15 protein-coding genes and 2 tRNA genes are annotated in these 17592 nt (G+C 67.4%); 7 read left to right on the forward strand and 10 right to left on the reverse strand.

Going from position 1 to position 17592, the window contains the following annotated elements; all coding sequences use genetic code 11:
- The first annotated feature begins 104 nt into the window (after window positions 1–104).
- A tRNA-Cys gene (locus M1D55_RS14660) sits at window positions 105–178 on the forward strand.
- 354 nt (window positions 179–532) lie between these two features.
- Window positions 533–1765 (forward strand): YbaL family putative K(+) efflux transporter, encoded by a 1233-nt coding sequence (gene ybaL, locus M1D55_RS14665; RefSeq protein WP_006578768.1) that lies wholly within the window; start codon window positions 533–535, stop codon window positions 1763–1765.
- A gap of 36 nt (window positions 1766–1801) precedes the next feature.
- On the opposite strand, the gene M1D55_RS14670 is transcribed toward ybaL, so the two are convergent.
- Window positions 1802–2740: a LysR family transcriptional regulator gene (locus M1D55_RS14670; protein WP_456282464.1), complete on the reverse strand. Its 939-nt coding sequence runs from the start codon at window positions 2738–2740 to the stop codon at window positions 1802–1804.
- Window positions 2741–2842: 102 nt separating this feature from the next.
- Here M1D55_RS14670 and M1D55_RS14675 point away from each other — a divergent pair, with 102 nt between their 5' ends.
- The gene (locus tag M1D55_RS14675; RefSeq protein ID WP_456282465.1) at window positions 2843–3931 is read left to right on the forward strand and encodes a YeiH family protein; all 1089 of its coding nucleotides are present in this window, start codon (window positions 2843–2845) and stop codon (window positions 3929–3931) included.
- 43 nt (window positions 3932–3974) lie between these two features.
- Here the strand turns inward: M1D55_RS14675 and M1D55_RS14680 are convergent.
- Window positions 3975–4061: transfer RNA gene (locus M1D55_RS14680), tRNA-Leu, on the reverse strand.
- Between the two features lie 180 nt (window positions 4062–4241).
- On the opposite strand from M1D55_RS14680, the gene M1D55_RS14685 reads away from it, so the two are divergent.
- On the forward strand, window positions 4242–4598 hold the full coding sequence (locus M1D55_RS14685) for a hypothetical protein (protein WP_006578771.1): 357 nt from the start codon (window positions 4242–4244) through the stop codon (window positions 4596–4598).
- A gap of 168 nt (window positions 4599–4766) precedes the next feature.
- A complete protein-coding gene (locus M1D55_RS14690) occupies window positions 4767–5174 on the forward strand; it encodes a heme-binding protein (protein WP_006578772.1) in 408 nt (135 codons plus the stop codon).
- A gap of 127 nt (window positions 5175–5301) precedes the next feature.
- On the opposite strand, the gene M1D55_RS14695 is transcribed toward M1D55_RS14690, so the two are convergent.
- From M1D55_RS14695 to M1D55_RS14710, 4 genes are all read right to left on the reverse strand, one after another.
- On the reverse strand, window positions 5302–5658 hold the full coding sequence (locus M1D55_RS14695; RefSeq protein WP_043437977.1) for a hemin uptake protein HemP: 357 nt from the start codon (window positions 5656–5658) through the stop codon (window positions 5302–5304).
- A 240-nt stretch (window positions 5659–5898) separates the two neighbouring features.
- Window positions 5899–6312: an ExbD/TolR family protein gene (locus tag M1D55_RS14700; protein WP_006579474.1), complete on the reverse strand. Its 414-nt coding sequence runs from the start codon at window positions 6310–6312 to the stop codon at window positions 5899–5901.
- Between the two features lie 38 nt (window positions 6313–6350).
- Complete coding sequence (locus M1D55_RS14705) at window positions 6351–7079, reverse strand: MotA/TolQ/ExbB proton channel family protein (protein ID WP_023263789.1); 729 nt, start codon at window positions 7077–7079, stop codon at window positions 6351–6353.
- Between the two features lie 46 nt (window positions 7080–7125).
- Complete coding sequence (locus tag M1D55_RS14710; RefSeq protein ID WP_064576004.1) at window positions 7126–7791, reverse strand: energy transducer TonB; 666 nt, start codon at window positions 7789–7791, stop codon at window positions 7126–7128.
- A gap of 589 nt (window positions 7792–8380) precedes the next feature.
- Here M1D55_RS14710 and M1D55_RS14715 point away from each other — a divergent pair.
- Window positions 8381–10681, forward strand: a complete 2301-nt coding sequence (locus M1D55_RS14715) for an AAA family ATPase (protein WP_456282466.1) — start codon at window positions 8381–8383, stop codon at window positions 10679–10681.
- 51 nt (window positions 10682–10732) lie between these two features.
- Here M1D55_RS14715 and murI read toward each other — a convergent pair whose 3' ends face one another.
- The 4 genes from murI to M1D55_RS14735 form a co-directional block, all read right to left on the reverse strand.
- The gene (gene murI, locus M1D55_RS14720; protein WP_456282467.1) at window positions 10733–11569 is read right to left on the reverse strand and encodes a glutamate racemase; all 837 of its coding nucleotides are present in this window, start codon (window positions 11567–11569) and stop codon (window positions 10733–10735) included.
- 210 nt (window positions 11570–11779) lie between these two features.
- A complete protein-coding gene (locus tag M1D55_RS14725) occupies window positions 11780–13303 on the reverse strand; it encodes a fumarate hydratase (protein WP_006576876.1) in 1524 nt (507 codons plus the stop codon).
- A 217-nt stretch (window positions 13304–13520) separates the two neighbouring features.
- On the reverse strand, window positions 13521–14069 hold the full coding sequence (locus tag M1D55_RS14730) for a TIGR00645 family protein (protein WP_043441654.1): 549 nt from the start codon (window positions 14067–14069) through the stop codon (window positions 13521–13523).
- Between the two features lie 87 nt (window positions 14070–14156).
- Window positions 14157–15182, reverse strand: a complete 1026-nt coding sequence (locus M1D55_RS14735; protein ID WP_456282468.1) for a DMT family transporter — start codon at window positions 15180–15182, stop codon at window positions 14157–14159.
- A 401-nt stretch (window positions 15183–15583) separates the two neighbouring features.
- On the opposite strand from M1D55_RS14735, the gene acs reads away from it, so the two are divergent.
- Complete coding sequence (gene acs, locus M1D55_RS14740; RefSeq protein WP_456282469.1) at window positions 15584–17566, forward strand: acetate--CoA ligase; 1983 nt, start codon at window positions 15584–15586, stop codon at window positions 17564–17566.
- Window positions 17567–17592: the final 26 nt, after the last annotated feature.

Genomic DNA, 17592 nt, shown 5'->3' on the forward strand with positions numbered 1-17592 from the left:
GTCCGAAAGGGAAGCAGCGCTTCCCTTTTTAGTTTGCGATGCTGCCGCATCGGTCTCCGGCACCCGGAAGCCACAGCGGCTACAATCCAGCATCCAGGTCACCCGGCGGGGTGGCAGAGTGGTTATGCAGCGGCCTGCAAAGCCGTGTACGCCGGTTCGATTCCGACCCCCGCCTCCATCGAATTCCTCCCTGCTGTCGTCACCGGTTCGCGGTTCCAGCCTCCGGTTCTTTCCTGCACCATGTATTTCTTGCGCCTTTTCGCGGCTTTAACGCGTGGCGCGCGTGATACATTACGTCTATCGCACTAGTCGTCGCCGATGCTGGACCATGCCGGCAACGTGCCTGGGCCTCGCGCCCCGGGCGCCGCTGCCGGTGGCGACGATTCCCATTCGGTTTCATTTCCGCAGATTGTCCGCCCGGGCGGCGCCGGCATCAGGCTCCGTCGATGGCGGCGTGTCCGCGTCGGATCGGGACCGGATCGCCGTTCGACTTCCCGGCGCTACGTCGGCCATCAGAAGGAAACCACCACGCATGCATCACGCTACTCCGCTCATCAGCACCATCGTCGGCGGCATTGTCCTGGCCTTTGTCCTCGGTGCGTTGGCGGGGCGATTGCGGTTGCCGCCGTTGATCGGCTACCTGTGCGCGGGCGTGGTGGTCGGGCCGCATACGCCGGGCTACACCGCCGACCAGGCGCTGGCGCCGGAACTGGCCGAGCTGGGCGTGATCCTGCTGATGTTCGGCGTGGGCCTGCATTTCTCGATCCGCGACCTGATGGCGGTGCGCAAGATCGCGATCCCCGGCGCGGTGGCGCAGATCGGCATCGCGACGCTGCTCGGCATGGGCGTCGCGTGGGGCTTCGGCTGGAGCTGGGGGCAGGGCTTGGTCTACGGGCTGGCGCTGTCGGTTGCCAGTACCGTGGTGCTGCTGAAGGCCTTGCAGGATCGCGACCTGGTCGACAGCGAGCAGGGCCGCATCGCGGTCGGCTGGCTGGTGGTCGAGGATCTGGCGATGGTGCTGGCGCTGGTGTTGCTGCCGGCGCTGTCGGGCCTGCTGGTGCCGGCCGGCGGCGGCGGTGAAGCCCCCGAGGCCAGCGTCACCGACATCCTGCTGACGGTGTCGCTGACGCTCGGCAAGGTCGCGGCCTTCGTCGCGGTGATGCTGGTGATCGGCCGCCGCTTCATTCCATGGATGCTCGAGCGCATCGTCTGGACCGGCAGCCGCGAGCTGTTCCGCCTCGGCGTGCTGGCGACCGCGCTGGGCGTGGCCTTCGGCGCCTATTCGTTGTTCGGCGTCTCGTTCGCGCTGGGCGCTTTCTTCGCCGGCATGGTGCTGGCCGAATCCGAATTCAGCCATCGCGCCGCCGAGGAGTCGCTGCCGCTGCGGGATGCCTTCGCGGTGCTGTTCTTCGTTTCGGTCGGCATGCTGTTCGACCCGATGGTGCTGGTGCGCGACCCGTGGGGCGTGCTGGCGACCGTATCGATCATCGTCGTCGGCAAGTCGCTGGCGGCGCTCGGCATCGTGCGGATGTTCGGCTATTCGAACCGGACCGGCATGACGATTGCCGCGAGCCTGGCGCAGATCGGCGAGTTCTCGTTCATTCTGGCGAGCCTCGGCGTGTTCCTGCAGATCCTGCCGGAGCGCGCGCAGAGCCTGATCCTCGCCGGCGCCTTGCTGTCCATCGTGCTCAATCCGCTGCTGTTCCGCTGGCTGGACCGCTACGTGGCGCGCCAGAGCGAGGCCGGCGAGGCGCAGGCGGCCTGACCGTCCAATCCGGGGCCGCGGCCCCGGATTGCGCTCTCATCCTTCCCGCTGTTCCAGTTCTTCCAGTTCTTCCAGTTCCAGCTGCGGCGCGGTCTGGCGCAGGTATTCGGTAAAGGCCAGCAGGCCTTGGGTCGGATACTTGTCCTGGTGGACGACCAGGTGCCAGGGCCGCACCAGCCGCGGCAGGCCACGGCGCAGCGCCACCAGTGCGCCGCGTTCGAGCTCGTCGCGCACCACATGCAGCGACAGGCAGCTGACGCCAAAGCCGCTCATCACCGCCCGCTTGATCGCTTCGGCGTTGCCGAGTTCGAGCGCGAAGCGCAGCGGTCCGAGGAGCGGGGCGAGCCGCTGCTCGACAATCTCGCGCGTCCCCGAGCCGCGCTCCCGTACCAGCCAGTCCGCCTCCCGCAACGCGTCCAGATCGCCATCGGCCCGTGCCAGCGGATGGCCGGCGCCCACGACCACCACCATCTCGTCGTCGCACCAGTGCACGCTGCTCAGCTCGGGCTCGTGGCAGGTCCCTTCGATCAGGCCGATATCGGCGTCCAGCCGCAACAGGTCCTGCAGCACGTCGTGGGTGTTGCCGATGCGCAGGTCCAGCGCGCAGGGCTGTTGCTGGGCCTGACGGAAGCCGGTCAGCAGCGCAGGCAGCAGATAACTGCCGATGGTGTTGCTGGCGGCAATCCGCAACTGCACGCCGGCGTCGGCGGCGAAGCGTTCCAGTTCGTGCGCCTGGTCCAGCAGCGACAGCGCGCGCGGGAAGAACTGGCGGCCGGTCTCGTTGATGGTCAACCGCTTGGCGACGCGGTCGAACAGGCGCCGGTCCAGTGCGCGTTCCAGGTCGGCCAGCGCGGCGCTGACCGCGGACTGCGACATCGCCACGGCCTCGGCGGCGGCGGTCGTGCTGCCGTGCTGCACTACGGCGACGAAGACGGCGAGCTGACGCAGCGTCAGCCGCAAGGGGCGATGTTGCATATCTATAAACCAGGTAAGAAATAACGATATTACCTGTTTTACAGATGAAGAGGCGGTAGTTACGCTGGCGTCATTCCTACACGACCGTGTCGTCCCTGCGCCATGCCGACCACCTCGATTCCTGCCGCCGCCCCCGCCACCGCCATTCCCTTGCGTTACCGACTGCTGACGCTTGCGCCGCTGGGCGCGATCGCGTGGCTCGCGCTGGTACTGTCCGGGCTGCCGGCGCTGTCGCAACTGGGTGTCAGCCCGCTGATGCTGGCGATGTGCGCCGGCATGGTCGCCTGCAATACCTTGCCGCGGCACTGGCTGGCGCCGCTGGCGCCCGGCATGCAGCTGGCCCGGCAGACGCTGCTGCGCCTGGGCGTGGCGCTGTACGGCCTGCGGCTGACCTTCGGCTCGATCGAGGCGCTCGGCGTGGGCGGGGTGGTGGCCCCGTTGCTGATGCTGGCCGCGACGCTGTGCGTCGGCGTCTGGGTCGGCACCCGCTGGCTGGGGCTGACACGCCGGGAAGCCGTGGTGGTCAGCGCCGGCAGCGCGGTCTGCGGCGCGGCGGCCGCGATTGCGGTGGCCTCGATCGCGCGTACCGACGACCGGCAGACTGCGGTCGCGGTGGCGACCGTGGTGCTGTTCGGCACCGTCGGCATGCTGTTGTATCCCTATCTGTACGAACTGGTGACCAACGTGTGGCACTGGCCGGTCGGCGAGCGCGCCTTCGGCATCTATACCGGCGCGACGCTGCACGAGGTCGCGCAGGTGATCGTCGCCGGCAAGGCGGTAGGCGAGACGGCCGGCGATGCCGCCGTGCTGGCCAAGATGGTTCGTGTGCTGGCGCTCGGCCCGCTGCTGCTGGTGCTGGCGCTGTGGCCGCGTGCCGAGGACCGCGCGCATGGCACGGATGCAGGCCCCCGCGGCGTCGATTGGGCCCGGATCCGCGCGGCGGTGCCCTGGTTCGCGCTGGGCTTCGTCTCCGTGCTGGCGATCAACTCCTTCGGTCTGGTGCCGAGCGAATGGAAGCCGGGCCTGGTTGCCTTCGACAACTGGCTGCTGGCCTGCGCGATGCTGGCGATCGGCCTGCATACCCGGATCGGCGACCTGCTGCGCGCGGGCCGCAAGCCGATGCTGCTGGCGGCGCTACTGTTTGTATTCCTGGTCGGCGCGGGCGCGCTGCTGTGCGCGGTGCTTCTCTGAGGAGGATGGAGAGAACGGAAGGAGGGCGGGCTGGCGGCGTGGGTGGTGCGGCCGACGGGACTCGAACCCGTAAGCCCGGAAGGGCGGCAGATTTTAAGTCTGCTGAGTCTACCAATTTCTCCACGGCCGCACGGCAAGCCCGGTATTGTGGGCGGTCGCCGCCCGGGACGCAAGCGCCGCATGATCGCTCCCGTACCCTTGCCGACAAGGATGTTACTGGCGGTAACAATGTAGAACTCGCCGTTGCACCTGTGATCCGGCGTAGGCCTAGAATACGGGTATCAAGATCAACCTTGCGAGGAGCAAGATCATGAAACGTTGGTTGCTCGCAGGGCTTGGCGTGCTGGCTGCGATGGCCTCGGGCGCCGCGATGGCCCGTGTCGACGTCGGCGTGGTGATCGGCGTGCCGGGCGTCGTGGTCGGCGGTCCTGCCTACTATCCCCCGCCGCCCGTGGTAGTTGCGCCCGCACCGGTCTATTACGGTCCGCCGCCGGTGGTGGTGCGGCCGGGTTACGGCTACTACGGCCCGCCGCCGCGCTACTATGGCCCGCCGCCCGCGCACTACTATGGCCCGCCGCGCTATTACGGCCATCCTGGCCGGCACTATCATGGCGGCCGGCATGGCCACTGGCATGGTGGCCACGGACATCGCCATCACGGCCACTAGATCGCCGAATCGGCGATCGGAATCCGAACCGAATCACAAGGGCCCTGCGGGGCCCTTTGCGTTTTTGGCATGGCTGTTTTGCCCGACAAAGGCGCCGCGCGTCATGGTCACCGAAGTGGTGCCGGCGCTATACTGCCGGCTCATTGTTTATCGATTCAGGAGAGTGGTATGCAGCAAAAGTCCGTGCTGACTGCGGAAGACGTGAAGAAGGTGATGGCCGCAGCCGAAGCCGAGGCCAAGGCCCATCACTGGGCCGTGTCGATCGCCATCGTCGATGACGGCGGCCACCTGCTGGCCCTGCAGCGGCTCGACGGCGCAGCGCCGATCTCCGCCTATATCGCGACCGAGAAGGCCCGCACCTCGTCGCTGGGCCGCCGCGAATCGAAGATCTACGAAGACATGATCAACAACGGCCGCAACTCGTTCATGACCGCGCCGGTGCTGCAAGGTATGCTGGAAGGCGGCGTGCCCATCATCGCCGGCGACCAGGTGGTCGGCGCGGTCGGCGTGTCGGGCGTCAAGTCCAGCGAGGATGCGCAGATCGGCCGTGCCGGCATCGCCGCGCTTGGCCTCTGATCGGGCGGCCTGCGCCTGATCGTCCTTCAACGGCCGCCGGCGGTTGCGGCGGCCGGGCTCGCTCCGTCCTGGAGCGGGTAGCCCGAAGCCGGGATGCCGACCCATGCGGCATGCCCCGGCGGGCGGCTTACTTCGTCAGAATCAGCTTCCCGTAGCGCGTCTTGCGCAGCGTGTAGACCTCGCCGTTATGCAGGATCGGCAGCGTGGTCGCGCCGCGCATCAGCGCTTCGAGCGGCACTGCCTCGGCCGCCGGTGCCGGGGCCGCATGAGCCGCCGCATGAGCGGCCGCAGTGGCGCCGCGATTGTCGCGCACCAGCGCTTCGAGGCGGGCCACCGCCGACTTGACCGTCGCCATCGCCGACGGCGCCGCGGCCTCGCGGCGCGCATTCGGCGCCGGATTCTGGTTCACCACCACGCGGCGCAGCGACAGGCGGCGGCGGGTGACTTCGCGCGGTTGCGTCAGCGGCAAGGCTAGGGTGCTCATCGATGGGGCTCCTGTTCGGGGATGGTCGGTTTCGCGGCACCAGGATCGGTGGCTGCCGTCGTTGTGTTGATATTAAATGAGAATCGTTATCATTACAACGACTCTGTGCATGATATCGGGCCGCACCATGCAACACTGCCAAAAAACGCATTTGGTTTCATTCGAAACACAAAAGAAAAAGCCCCACCGCACGGGTGGGGCTTGGGGAAAGCGGCGCGGCACTGCGCGCCGCTGGGGGTCTTATTGCTTCGGCTCCGTGATGAAGCCGATCTTGCCGAGACCGCCGTGCTGGGCGGCGGCCATCACTTCGGCCACACGCTCGTAACGCACGTCGCGGTCCGCGCGCAGATGCAGCTCGGGCTGCGGCTGCTGCTGCGCCGCCTGCGCGATATTGTTCTGCAGCGTCGCGTCGTCGATCTCCTGCTGGTTCCAGAACACCTTGCCGGCCGCGTCGATCGACAGGTTGATGTTCTGCGGCTTGGGATCGTTGGGCTGATTGGTCGCACGCGGCAGGTCGATCTTGACCGCGTGATTGATCACCGGGATGGTGATGATGAAGATGATCAGCAGCACGAGCATGACGTCGACCAGCGGCGTCATGTTGATCTCGCTCATCACTGCGTCATCGTCATCGTCGAGGGTACCGAATGCCATGATGACTTCCTTTCGAGCGGAGGGCGGTCCGCGTCAGTTCAGTTCTTGACCGCGAGACGCACCGCGTTGTCGTCGGCAGTGCGCGCGCCGGTCGGGCGCACGCGGGCGCCGGTGACGAAGTAGGCGTGCAGATCGTGGGCGAAGCGGTTCAGCTTCGAGATCACGGCCTTGTTGCCGCGCGTCAGCGCGTTGTAGCCGAGCACCGCGGGGATCGCCACCGCCAGGCCGAAGGCCGTCATGATCAGCGCCTCGCCGACCGGGCCGGCGACCTTGTCGATGGTCGGCACGCCGGAGGCGCCGATGCCGATCAGCGCGTGGTAGATGCCCCAGACGGTGCCGAACAGGCCGACGAACGGCGCGGTGGAGCCCACCGAGGCCAGGATCGCCAGGCCCGACTGCATGCGCGACACGGCGTCGTCGATCGCGCTCTTGAGCGAACGGGTCAGCCAGTCGGAAATATCCATCACGTCATGCAACTGCGGCTGGCTGGCGCGATGGTGCTGGGCCGCTTCCTTGCCGGTCAGCGCCAGCGTGCGGAACGGATTCGATTCGCTGCTGCCGAGCGTTTCGAGCGCGTGGTCGAAATCGTCCGAATGCCAGAAGCGCTTTTCCGCGCCCTGCGCCATTTTCTTCAGGCGGACCAGATCCCACGCCTTGGTGAGAATCACGATCCATGACGCCAGCGACATGACGAGCAGAATGATGGCGGTCGCACGCATGACGAAATCGCCTTGCGCCCACAGATGGCTGAGTCCGAGGTCCTGCATGATGGTTCCTGGTAAGTCGTAAATCGTATGGAGGGTTCAGTTCAAATCAGTTCAGCTCGAAAGCGATCGGCTGCTGCGCGGTGACCGCGATCGCACGGCCGTTTTCGACATAAGGCTTGCAGCGCATCCGCTGGACCGCGTCGATTGCCGCCTGGTCCAGTCGCGACGAACCGCTGGAGCTGACCACCGCGGTCTTGACGACCTTGCCGGTATCGTCGGTGGTCAGTCGCACCACGGTCTTGCCGGTCTCGCCCATCCGCCGCGACTGCGACGGGTAGGTCGGCTGCGGCGGCGTGCACTGGATCTCGCCGATGCCGACGGCGCGCGGACCGGTGGCGACCGGTGCCGGCTCGGGCGGCGGCGGAGGAGCGGGCGGGGCCGGCGGTGCGGGCGGCGCTTCGACCGCGGTCGGCGTCGGCGGCAGCGCGGGCGTCGGCTCGATCCGCGGTTCGGGCTTCGGTTGCGGCCTGGGCTGCGGCGTCGGCTTGGTGACCTTGACCTGCTTGGGCGGCGTCTCCGGCTTCGGTTGCGGCTTGGGCGGCTCCGGTGCCGGCTGCTGTGGCGGTTCCAGCGGAATGATACGGGCGATGATTTCGGGCGCGATCACCGCTTCGGTCATCTTGCGCGCGAGGCCACTCTGAATCAGATACAGCAGGCCGGCGTGGAAAAGCAGAACGGCAAGCGTGATCTTGAGGAAACGTTGATCGAACATGTGAGACAACAAATTTCGGCTAACCGGCGTTGCAGGCGCGGCCTTCCGCCCGAAGGCGGCATCGGTGTGTCGGGCGCGAGCGGCGCGGCGATTGGGCTGTTCCGAGGCTGTTCTGCAGCCGTTCCAGCAATCTATTTACGGCGAAACAGCACCAGCGAAATACCGCAACCAACCAGCAGGCTAATCAGCAGTTCCATGATAAACGCTCCTTCAAAGTCAAAGCCCGGGGGAGCGCCACTCTCTGGCAGCGTGTCAGCGCGTGAGTATAAACGATAATGATTCCTATTTGTCGGCCTTCTCGCCACTTGACCCTGCTGAAGGCCGGGTCGTTTGCCGGCCATGCCTGCGGGGTCGCCCCGACTAACCGCCCCCGGCAAAGCGAGCTAGCATACGAAAAAAGGGCCCGGTGAACTGGCAGGCAGCCGGCGCGACAAACGGTAGAAGCAGGCGAAACAGCAGGCGATCGCGGTCGATAACAGAGCACGCGGCAGGAACAGCGGCAAAGCAGGCCGAGAACCAAGCGAAAAAACGGCGAAGGAAGCGGCGGCGACGGTCCCCCGTCGCTCGTCCGGGACGAGGAGCCTTGCCCATGGATTTCACCCGCAGCATCGACGAGGACCGGCCGGCGCTGTTGCGCGCGGCCCCCGGGGCGGGCGCCACCACGGCGCTTGACTGGATGTGCGCCCAGTTCGCATTGCGCGTGGTCTGCGCGCTCGGGCCGCGTTTCAATCTGCGCAGCAATATCAACGACGTGCTGACGGTCAGCGCGCAGGAACTGGTCTGGCCCTATGGCGTGGTAATGCGCGTGCAGCGCTTTCTCGCCGCGCGCTGCGCCGACATGCCGGCCTGGCGCGGCGCCGGCCGGCTCGCTCCGGAGGAGTTTCTCGAGCGGCACGGCCAGTGGAACAGCGCCTTCGACGAGGGAGCGCTGTTCTATTACCTCGACGAGTACGTCAAGCACCATGCCAAGGACATGTTGACCGTGTTCGAGGTATCGGCCGCCGCGCTGGCCGCGCGGCTCGACGGCGAGCGCGTGCTGCTGGTCCGCAATATCGACATGCTCAGCCATGTGCTGGACCTGCCCGACCACGAGCGCAAGCTGTTGCTGTTCGCCGCGCTGGCCAAGTACAAGCGCGACCTGCGCGCCGTGATGGTCGACTGCAAGGTCGCGCACAGCCAGGAGGCGTTCCAGATCCTGGCCGGGCTGACCGGCGCCACCGCGGCCCAGGTCGCCGCCTCGCTGCGGCCGGGCTCGCGGCTGGAGACGCTGAACCTGATCGAGCAGCCGCTGCCCGAGAACAGCGTGACCGATCTGGGCGACCTGATGCGGCTGTCGGACCGGCTGCTGCATGTGCTGCTCGGCAACTACGCCGACGAGGCCGAGATGATGGCGGTGTTCACGCGGCCGGCCGCGCCGCCGACGCTGTCGAGCACGGATTATCCCCATGTCGAGAGCGATGCCCGCTACCTGACCGCGCTGCTGGCCAACGCCACGCGCCAGCATGCCGAGGGCGTCAACGTGCTGATCTACGGGCCGCCCGGCACCGGCAAGACCGAATTTGCGCGGCTGCTCGCGCGCGAGGCCGGCTGCGAGCTGTACGAGGTCGACTGCCTGGACCGCGACGGCAACAGCCTGTCGGGCAAGGACCGTTACCGCTCGCTGCAGGTGTCGCAGGCCTTCCTGCGCGGCCGCGCCAATACCGCGCTGCTGTTCGACGAGGTCGAGGACGTGTTCCCGGGCTCGGCGCGGGAGCTGATGAGCCTGTTCGGCCAGGAGGACACGCGCGGTTCGGTCAACGGCAAGGCCTGGGTCAACCAGACGCTCGAGCGCAATCCGGTGCCGGTGATCTGGATCTCCAATTCGATCCGGCAGATCGATCCCGCCTATCTGCGCCGCTTCCAGTTCCATCTGGAGCTGCGCATTCCGCCGCCACAGGTACGCGAGAACATCATCCGCAAGCATCTGGGCGGACTGGCGGTCAGCGATGGCTTTATCGCGTCGCTGGCGGCGCGCCGCACGCTGACGCCGGCGCAGGTGCAATCGGCTGCGCGCTTCGTCCAGCTGGCCCAGCCCGGCATCGGCGAGCCGGTCGAGACGCTGATCCTGCGCCAGCTGGAGCACGCCGACCGCGCGATGGGCCTGCGGCCGGAAGCGGAGACGCGGCCGGTGGTCACGCATTACCGGCTCGACCGGCTGAACCTGGAGACGCGCTATCGCGTCGAGCGCATCATCCAGGCGCTGCAGGCGCGGCGCCGCGGCACGCTGTGTTTCTACGGCCCGCCGGGCACCGGCAAGACGGCGCTGGCCGAACATATCGCCGCCGCGCTGGAGCTGCCGCTGATGATGCGGCGGGCCTCGGACCTGATGAGCAAGTACGTCGGCGAGACCGAGCAGCAGATCGCGGCGATGTTCGCGCGCGCCGAGGAAGACGGCGCGGTGCTGCTGCTCGACGAGGCCGACAGCTTCATGCAGAGCCGGCAGCAGGCGGTGCGCAATTACGAGGTGTCCGAGGTCAACGAGATGCTGCAGGGGATGGAGCGGTTCAACGGCATCTTCGTCTGCACCACCAATCTGTTCGACCGGCTCGACGAGGCCGCCTTGCGCCGCTTCTCGTTCAAGATCCGCTTCATGCCGCTGCTGCCGGCGCAGCGCGAATCGATGTTCGTCGACGAGGCGCTCGATGGCGATGCGTCCGCGCTCGACGAGGCGATGCGGCGCGAGCTGGCCGGGCTCGACGGGCTGACGCCGGGCGACTTTGCCACCGTCAAGCGGCAATGCGCGCTGCTGGGCGAGGCGCTGACGCCCGACGAATTCCTCGCGCAGCTGCGCCAGGAACATGCGGTCAAGCCGGAGGTCAGGGAGCGCCGTCAGGTCGGCTTCGTGCGCTAAGACAACAACGCCGGGCGGCGCCGCGCAAGGGGGCCGCAAGGAGGCGCGAGATCAGGGCGTGATCGGCGCCGGCTCGATCATCACCGTTTCCGCCGCGGCATCGACATGCAGCAGCGCCCGCGCCATCCGGCGCAGGTGTTCGGCATCGCTGGTGGTGCAGTAGCGCGCCACCGCGATCGGATTCGCGCCAGCGTCCACGCCGCTGCCGGCGTCGGCCGCCAACCCGTGCTCGGCCAGCTTGCGCTGCAGTTGCCGCGCGACCGCGACGCCGGTATCGATCAGCGTCATCCGCCCGCCGATCAGCTCGCGCACGGTTTCGCTGAGGAACGGATAGTGGGTGCAGCCGAGCACCAGCGTATCGGCGCCGGCTTCCAGCATCGGCGCGAGGCACGTCTGCAGCCGCTCGCGCACCAGCGGTCCGTCGACATCGCCCTGTTCGATGCGCGCGACCAGCCCGCCGCCGGGCTGGCAGACGAAGCGGCACTGGTCCTCCAGCGAATGCAGCAGCCGCGCGAACTTGTCGCTGGCCAGCGTATTGGCGGTGGCCAGCACGCCGACCACCTTGCTGCGGCTGGCCGCCACCGCGGGCTTCAGTCCCGGCTCGACGCCGACGATCGGCAAGGGCAGCCGCTCGCGCAGCGCCTGGATGCCGTGCGCGGTGGCCGTATTGCAGGCCACCACCAGCGCCTTGCAGCCCTGCGCAGCCAGCCATTCGCAGGCCTGCAGCGTGCGGGCCTGCACGAACGCCTGCGGCTTGTCGCCATAGGGCGCATAGCGCGAGTCGGCGAGATAGAGCAGGTTTTCGTGCGGCAGCAGCGCGCGCACCTCTCGCAGCACGGACAGGCCGCCGAGGCCGGAATCGAAGATGCCGATGGGGAAGGGGGACACGGGGGAGAGCTTGCTAAGGGGAATAGGGGGCGGTTGCCCTCTCCCCCGGCCCCTCTCCCGCAAGCGGGCGAGGGGAGCCAACCAATCGCGCCGGAGACTGCCCGGGGTGTGCTCCCTCTCCCGCTTGCGGGAGAGGGTTGGGGAGAGGGGCACGGGCGGCCGATGGTCGCGGGCGATGGCTATCGCCGCAGACTCACCGAACTCAGACCCTTAACCCGCCGCGACCGGAATCTTGCCGATCCTGGCCTGCCATTCCGCGGGGCCGGTCTTGTGCACCGACGTACCGCTGCTGTCGACCGCGACCGTCACCGGCATGTCCTTGACGTCGAACTCGTAGATCGCTTCCATGCCGAGGTCTTCGAACGCCAGCACCTTGGCGCCGCGGATCGCCTTCGACACCAGGTAGGCCGCGCCGCCGACCGCCATCAGGTAGGCCGACTTGTGCTTCTGGATCGATTCGATCGCCACCGGGCCGCGCTCGGCCTTGCCGATCATCGCGATCAGGCCGGTCTGCGACAGCATCGTCTCGGTGAACTTGTCCATCCGCGTGGCGGTGGTGGGGCCGGCCGGGCCGACCACTTCGTCGCGCACCGGATCGACCGGACCGACGTAGTAGATCACGCGGTTGGTGAAGTCGATCGGCAGCTTCTCGCCCTTGGCCAGCATGTCGGCGATGCGCTTGTGCGCGGCGTCGCGGCCGGTCAGCATCTTGCCGTTCAGCAGCAGCGTCTGGCCCGGCTTCCACGAGGCCACTTCCTCGGGCGTCAGCGTGTTCAGGTCGACGCGCTTCGAGGTTTCGGTGTTCGGTGCCCACTCGACCTTCGGCCACTGCGACAGGTCCGGCGCTTCCAGCCTGGCCGGGCCGCTGCCGTCCAGCGTGAAGTGCACGTGGCGGGTGGCGGCGCAGTTCGGGATCATCGCCACCGGCTTGGACGCGGCGTGCGTCGGGCAGGCCATGATCTTGACGTCCAGCACGGTGGCCAGGCCACCCAGGCCCTGCGCGCCGATGCCCAGCGCATTGACCTTCTCGTACAGCTCGACGCGCAGCTCCTCGATCCAGTCCTTCGGACCGCGGGCGATGATGTCCTGGATGTCGATCGACTCCATCAACGATTCCTTGGCCATCACCATCGCCTTCTCGGCGGTGCCGCCGATGCCGATGCCGAGCATGCCGGGCGGGCACCAGCCCGCGCCCATGGTCGGCACGGTCTTCAGCACCCAGTCGACGATCGAGTCGGACGGGTTCAGCATCACGAACTTGGACTTGTTCTCCGAGCCGCCGCCCTTGGCCGCGACCTGGATGTCCACCTTGTCGCCCGGCACGATCTCGTAGTGGATCACGGCCGGCGTGTTGTCCTTGGTGTTCTTGCGGCCGCCTTCGGGCGGGTTGACGATCGAGGCGCGCAGCACGTTGTCGGGGTGGGTGTAGCCCCGGCGCACGCCCTCGTTGATCATGTCGGTCAGGCCCATGGTGGCGCCGTCCCAGCGCACGTCCATGCCGACCTTGACGAAGACGGTCACGATGCCGGTGTCCTGGCAGATCGGGCGCTTGCCTTCGGCGCACATGCGGCTGTTGGTCAGAATCTGCGCGATCGCGTCCTTGGCCGCCGGACTTTGTTCCAGCTCGTAGGCACGGCCCAGGCTGGTGATGTAGTCCATCGGGTGGTAGTAGCTGATGTACTGCAGGGAGTCGGCGACGCTCTGGATCAGGTCTTCTTGCTTGATGACGGTCATGTCTTGTGGGGGAGGGCAGTCGGACAAAAGCGGACGAAAATTCCGCCCGAATCATACACCCCCTCGCCAGACGCGTCCCGGACGGAGGGCGGCTGCCTGCCGTTAAAAGTTGCGTTAATTCCACATCGTGCGCGAATATCGGACAAACGGTCGACGACCGCGGCGCAATAAAAAACCGCGGCGCCGGCCGCGGTTTTTGTTCAGTGCGCAGTTCGAGTTACAGCCCCCGATCCTGCAGCGCCGGATGCGAGTGCGTGATCATCTTGTCGACCCACGCCATCGCGATCGCCGAGAACAGGAAGGCGACGTGGATCACCACCTGCCACATGATTGTATGGGTGTCGCGCTGTCCCGCGTCGATGAAGGTCTTCAGCAGATGGATCGACGAGATGCCGATCAGCGCCATCGACAGCTTGACCTTCAGCACGCCGGCATTGACGTGGTCCAGCCATTCCGGCTCGTCCGGATGGTTGTCGATGCCCAGCCGCGAGACGAAGGTCTCGTAGCCGCCGACGATCACCATGATCAGCAGGTTCGAGATCATCACCACGTCGATCAGGCCCAGCACCACCAGCATGATCTTGTTCTCGTCGTACTCGGTGACGTGGGCCAGCAGATGCCAGACCTCCATCAGGAAGTGATAGACGTAGACGCCTTGCGCGACGATCAGGCCAAGGTACAGCGGCAGCTGCAGCCAGCGCGAGGCGAAGATCAGACGGGGAATCGGGCGCATCCGATGCGGCTCCGGCGATAAGTTCGATGCCATGGTGGTTGCGTTAGCTTTGCGTAAGGGGTTGTGTTGCTCGGTACGGAAAAGACGCGCCGGCCGACCGCCGATCATGCGGCGCGCCGGTCAGCGGCCGCGGGATTGTACCGTGGCGCCATGTCGGGACTCGACGCCGGCGGACTCGACGCTGGCGGACTCGACACGGGAGGGCTCCATGCCGCCGGCAACGCCTCCGCGGTCCCCGCGTGCGGCCGCCGCGCGCGCCAACTTGCCGGGCCAGCTCGCCAGTGCGATGCCCGCCAGCACGCAGACCAGCGCGACGCCGTGCGCCCAGCCCGGCGTTTCGCCGAGGAACACGATGCCGTACAGCGCCGCGGCGATCGGCAGCACCGAGGTGAACACGCCGGCCAGTTGCGCCGGCACATGGCGGATGCCCTTCATCCACAGCCAGAACGAGAACACGCTGGCGGACAGCGCGTACCACAGCACCATGGCCCACACGTGCAGCGGCACGGCGCTCGCATCGAAGTCGAGCACCGGCACCAGCCCCAGCGGCAGCATCAGCAGGCCGCCGATCAGATGCGTATAGGCGCAGATCTCGATCGCGGCCAGCGTCTGCGCCAGCCGCCTGGACAGGATCACGTAGATCGATTCGCAGACCACCGCGCCCATCACCATCAGGTTGCCGAGCAGCGCATCGCCGCTCGCGCCGCCTGGCTGGCCGCCGCGGGCGATATTGAGCACCGCGATGCCGACCACCGCCAGCAGCACCGCCAGCACGGTGCGGCGCGACAGCCGTTCGCGCAGCACCAGCCACGACAGGATCGCGACCGTTGCGGGAATCGTGCTGGTGATGACGCCGGCGGACATCGCGCTGGTCAGGCGCACGCCGCCGAGCATCAGCAGCGTGAACAGGAAGGTCCCGAAGAAGGCCTGCAGGAACAGGTTGAACCACTCGCGGCGGGACACGCGGCGCATCCGCGCGGGACGGTACCACGGCGACAGGCAGACGATGGCGATCACGAAGCGCAGCAGCGCGAACAGCAGGATCGGCACATGGGCGACGATCGCCTTGCCGAGGCCGACATTGCTGCCGACCAGCGCCATCGACGCGGCCAGCAGCAGGGCATTCAGGGGAACGGAAGGGGGCACGGGTTCGGTACTCGGTGGCACTTCGCGCGAGCGGGGCGATGACCGAGATCGCGCGGCATATTGGGCGAAAACGGGCTGCCAACGCGCTGCCAACGCGCTGCGAGCGGGCCGCAAGCCAGTCTCGATCGGCGCGGCAGCGCGCGCCATCGCACGCGCCGCGCGATTATAGCTATGCTAGCCTTAAGGCTTAGGCTTCACATGCGGACGCCGCGACCATCCCCGCGGCGCGCCCGCGCAGCCGGCATCATTGCTGCGTCGCAATGCGCCTTCGCCCTGAAAGCGGGGAGGGACGCGGAGGACGGAAAGGACAGGCAAGGACAGCGTCAGGTTGCAGTAAGCCGCGCAGCGTAGCGTTGCGGCAAAAGTATCGAAGCCATATCCGGCCTTTCAGGAGACGAGCTATGTCCGCCATCGAATCGGTGATGCAAGAGCATCGCGTATTCCCCCCACCCGAATCGTTCGCCAAGAGCGCCGCCATTTCCGGCATGGACGCCTACCGCGCGCTGTGCGAAGAGGCCGAGCGCGACTACGAAGGCTTCTGGGCGCGCCATGCCCGCGAGCAGCTGGTCTGGTCCAAGCCCTTCACCAAGGTGCTGGACGAGAGCAATGCGCCGTTCTACAAGTGGTTCGAGGACGGCCAATTGAACGCCTCGTACAACTGCCTGGAGCGCAATCTCGAGAACGGCAACGCCGACAAGGTCGCGATCGTGTTCGAGGCCGACGACGGCACGGTGAGCCGCGTCACCTATCGCGAGCTGCATGCGCGCGTGTGCCAGCTGGCCAATGGCCTGAAGGCGCTGGGCATCAGGAAGGGCGACCGCGTCGTCATCTACATGCCGATGTCGGTCGAGGGCGTCTGTGCGATGCAGGCGTGCGCCCGCATCGGCGCCACGCACTCGGTCGTGTTCGGCGGCTTCTCCGCCAAGTCGCTGCAGGAGCGGCTGGTCGACGTCGGCGCGGTGGCGCTGCTGACCGCCGACGAGCAGATGCGCGGCGGCAAGGCGCTGCCGCTGAAGGCGATCGCCGACGAGGCGCTGGCGCTGGGCGGCTGCGAGGCGGTCAAGCACGTGGTGGTCTATCGCCGCACCGGCGGCAAGGTCAACTGGGTCGAGGGGCGTGACCGCTGGCTCGACGAGGTCTGCGCCGGCCAGCCCGAAACCTGCGAGGCCGAGCCCGTCGATGCCGAGCATCCGCTGTTCGTGCTCTATACCTCGGGCTCGACCGGCAAGCCCAAGGGCGTGCAGCACAGCACCGGCGGCTACCTGCTGTGGGCCTTGATGACGATGAAATGGACCTTCGACATCAAGCCCGACGACCTGTACTGGTGTACCGCCGACATCGGCTGGGTCACCGGCCACACCTACATCGCCTATGGCCCGCTGGCGGCCGGCGCCACGCAGCTGATGTTCGAGGGCATCCCGACCTATCCGAACGCCGGCCGCTTCTGGGACATGATCGCGCGGCACAAGGTCAGCGTGTTCTACACCGCGCCGACCGCGATCCGTTCGCTGATCAAGGCCGCCGAGGCCGACCAGGCCGTGCATCCGAAGCAGTACGACCTGTCGAGCCTGCGCCTGCTCGGCACCGTCGGCGAGCCGATCAATCCGGAAGCCTGGATGTGGTACCACGAGAACATCGGCCGCGGCCGCTGCCCGATCGTCGATACCTTCTGGCAGACCGAGACCGGCGGCCACATGATCACGCCGCTGCCGGGCGCGACGCCGCTGGTGCCGGGCTCGTGCACGTTGCCGCTGCCGGGCATCATGGCCGCGGTGGTCGACGAGACCGGGCAGGACGTGCCCAACGGCAGCGGCGGCATCCTGGTGGTCAAGCGTCCGTGGCCGGCGATGATCCGCACCATCTGGGGCGATCCGGAGCGCTTCAAGAAGAGCTACTTCCCGGCCGAACTGGGCGGCAAGCTCTATCTGGCCGGCGACGGCGCGGTGCGCGACAAGGAAACCGGCTACTTCACGATCATGGGCCGCATCGACGACGTGCTGAACGTGTCGGGCCACCGCATGGGCACGATGGAGATCGAGTCGGCGCTGGTCGCCAACCCGATCGTCGCCGAGGCCGCCGTGGTCGGCCGTCCCGATGACACCACCGGCGAGGCGATCTGCGCGTTCGTGGTGCTCAAGCGCGCGCGTCCGACCGACGACGAGGCAGCGCAGATCGCCAACGAGCTGCGCAACTGGGTCGCCAAGGAGATCGGGCCGATCGCCAAGCCGAAGGACATCCGCTTCGGCGACAACCTGCCGAAGACGCGCTCGGGCAAGATCATGCGCCGCCTGCTGCGTTCGCTGGCCAAGAACGAGGAGATCACGCAGGACACCTCCACGCTGGAGAATCCCGCGATCCTCGAACAGCTGCGGCAGGCCAAGTAAGACCGGCCGCGCGAAGCGGGCGCCGC

Source organism: Cupriavidus sp. JZ107 (assembly GCF_053903255.1).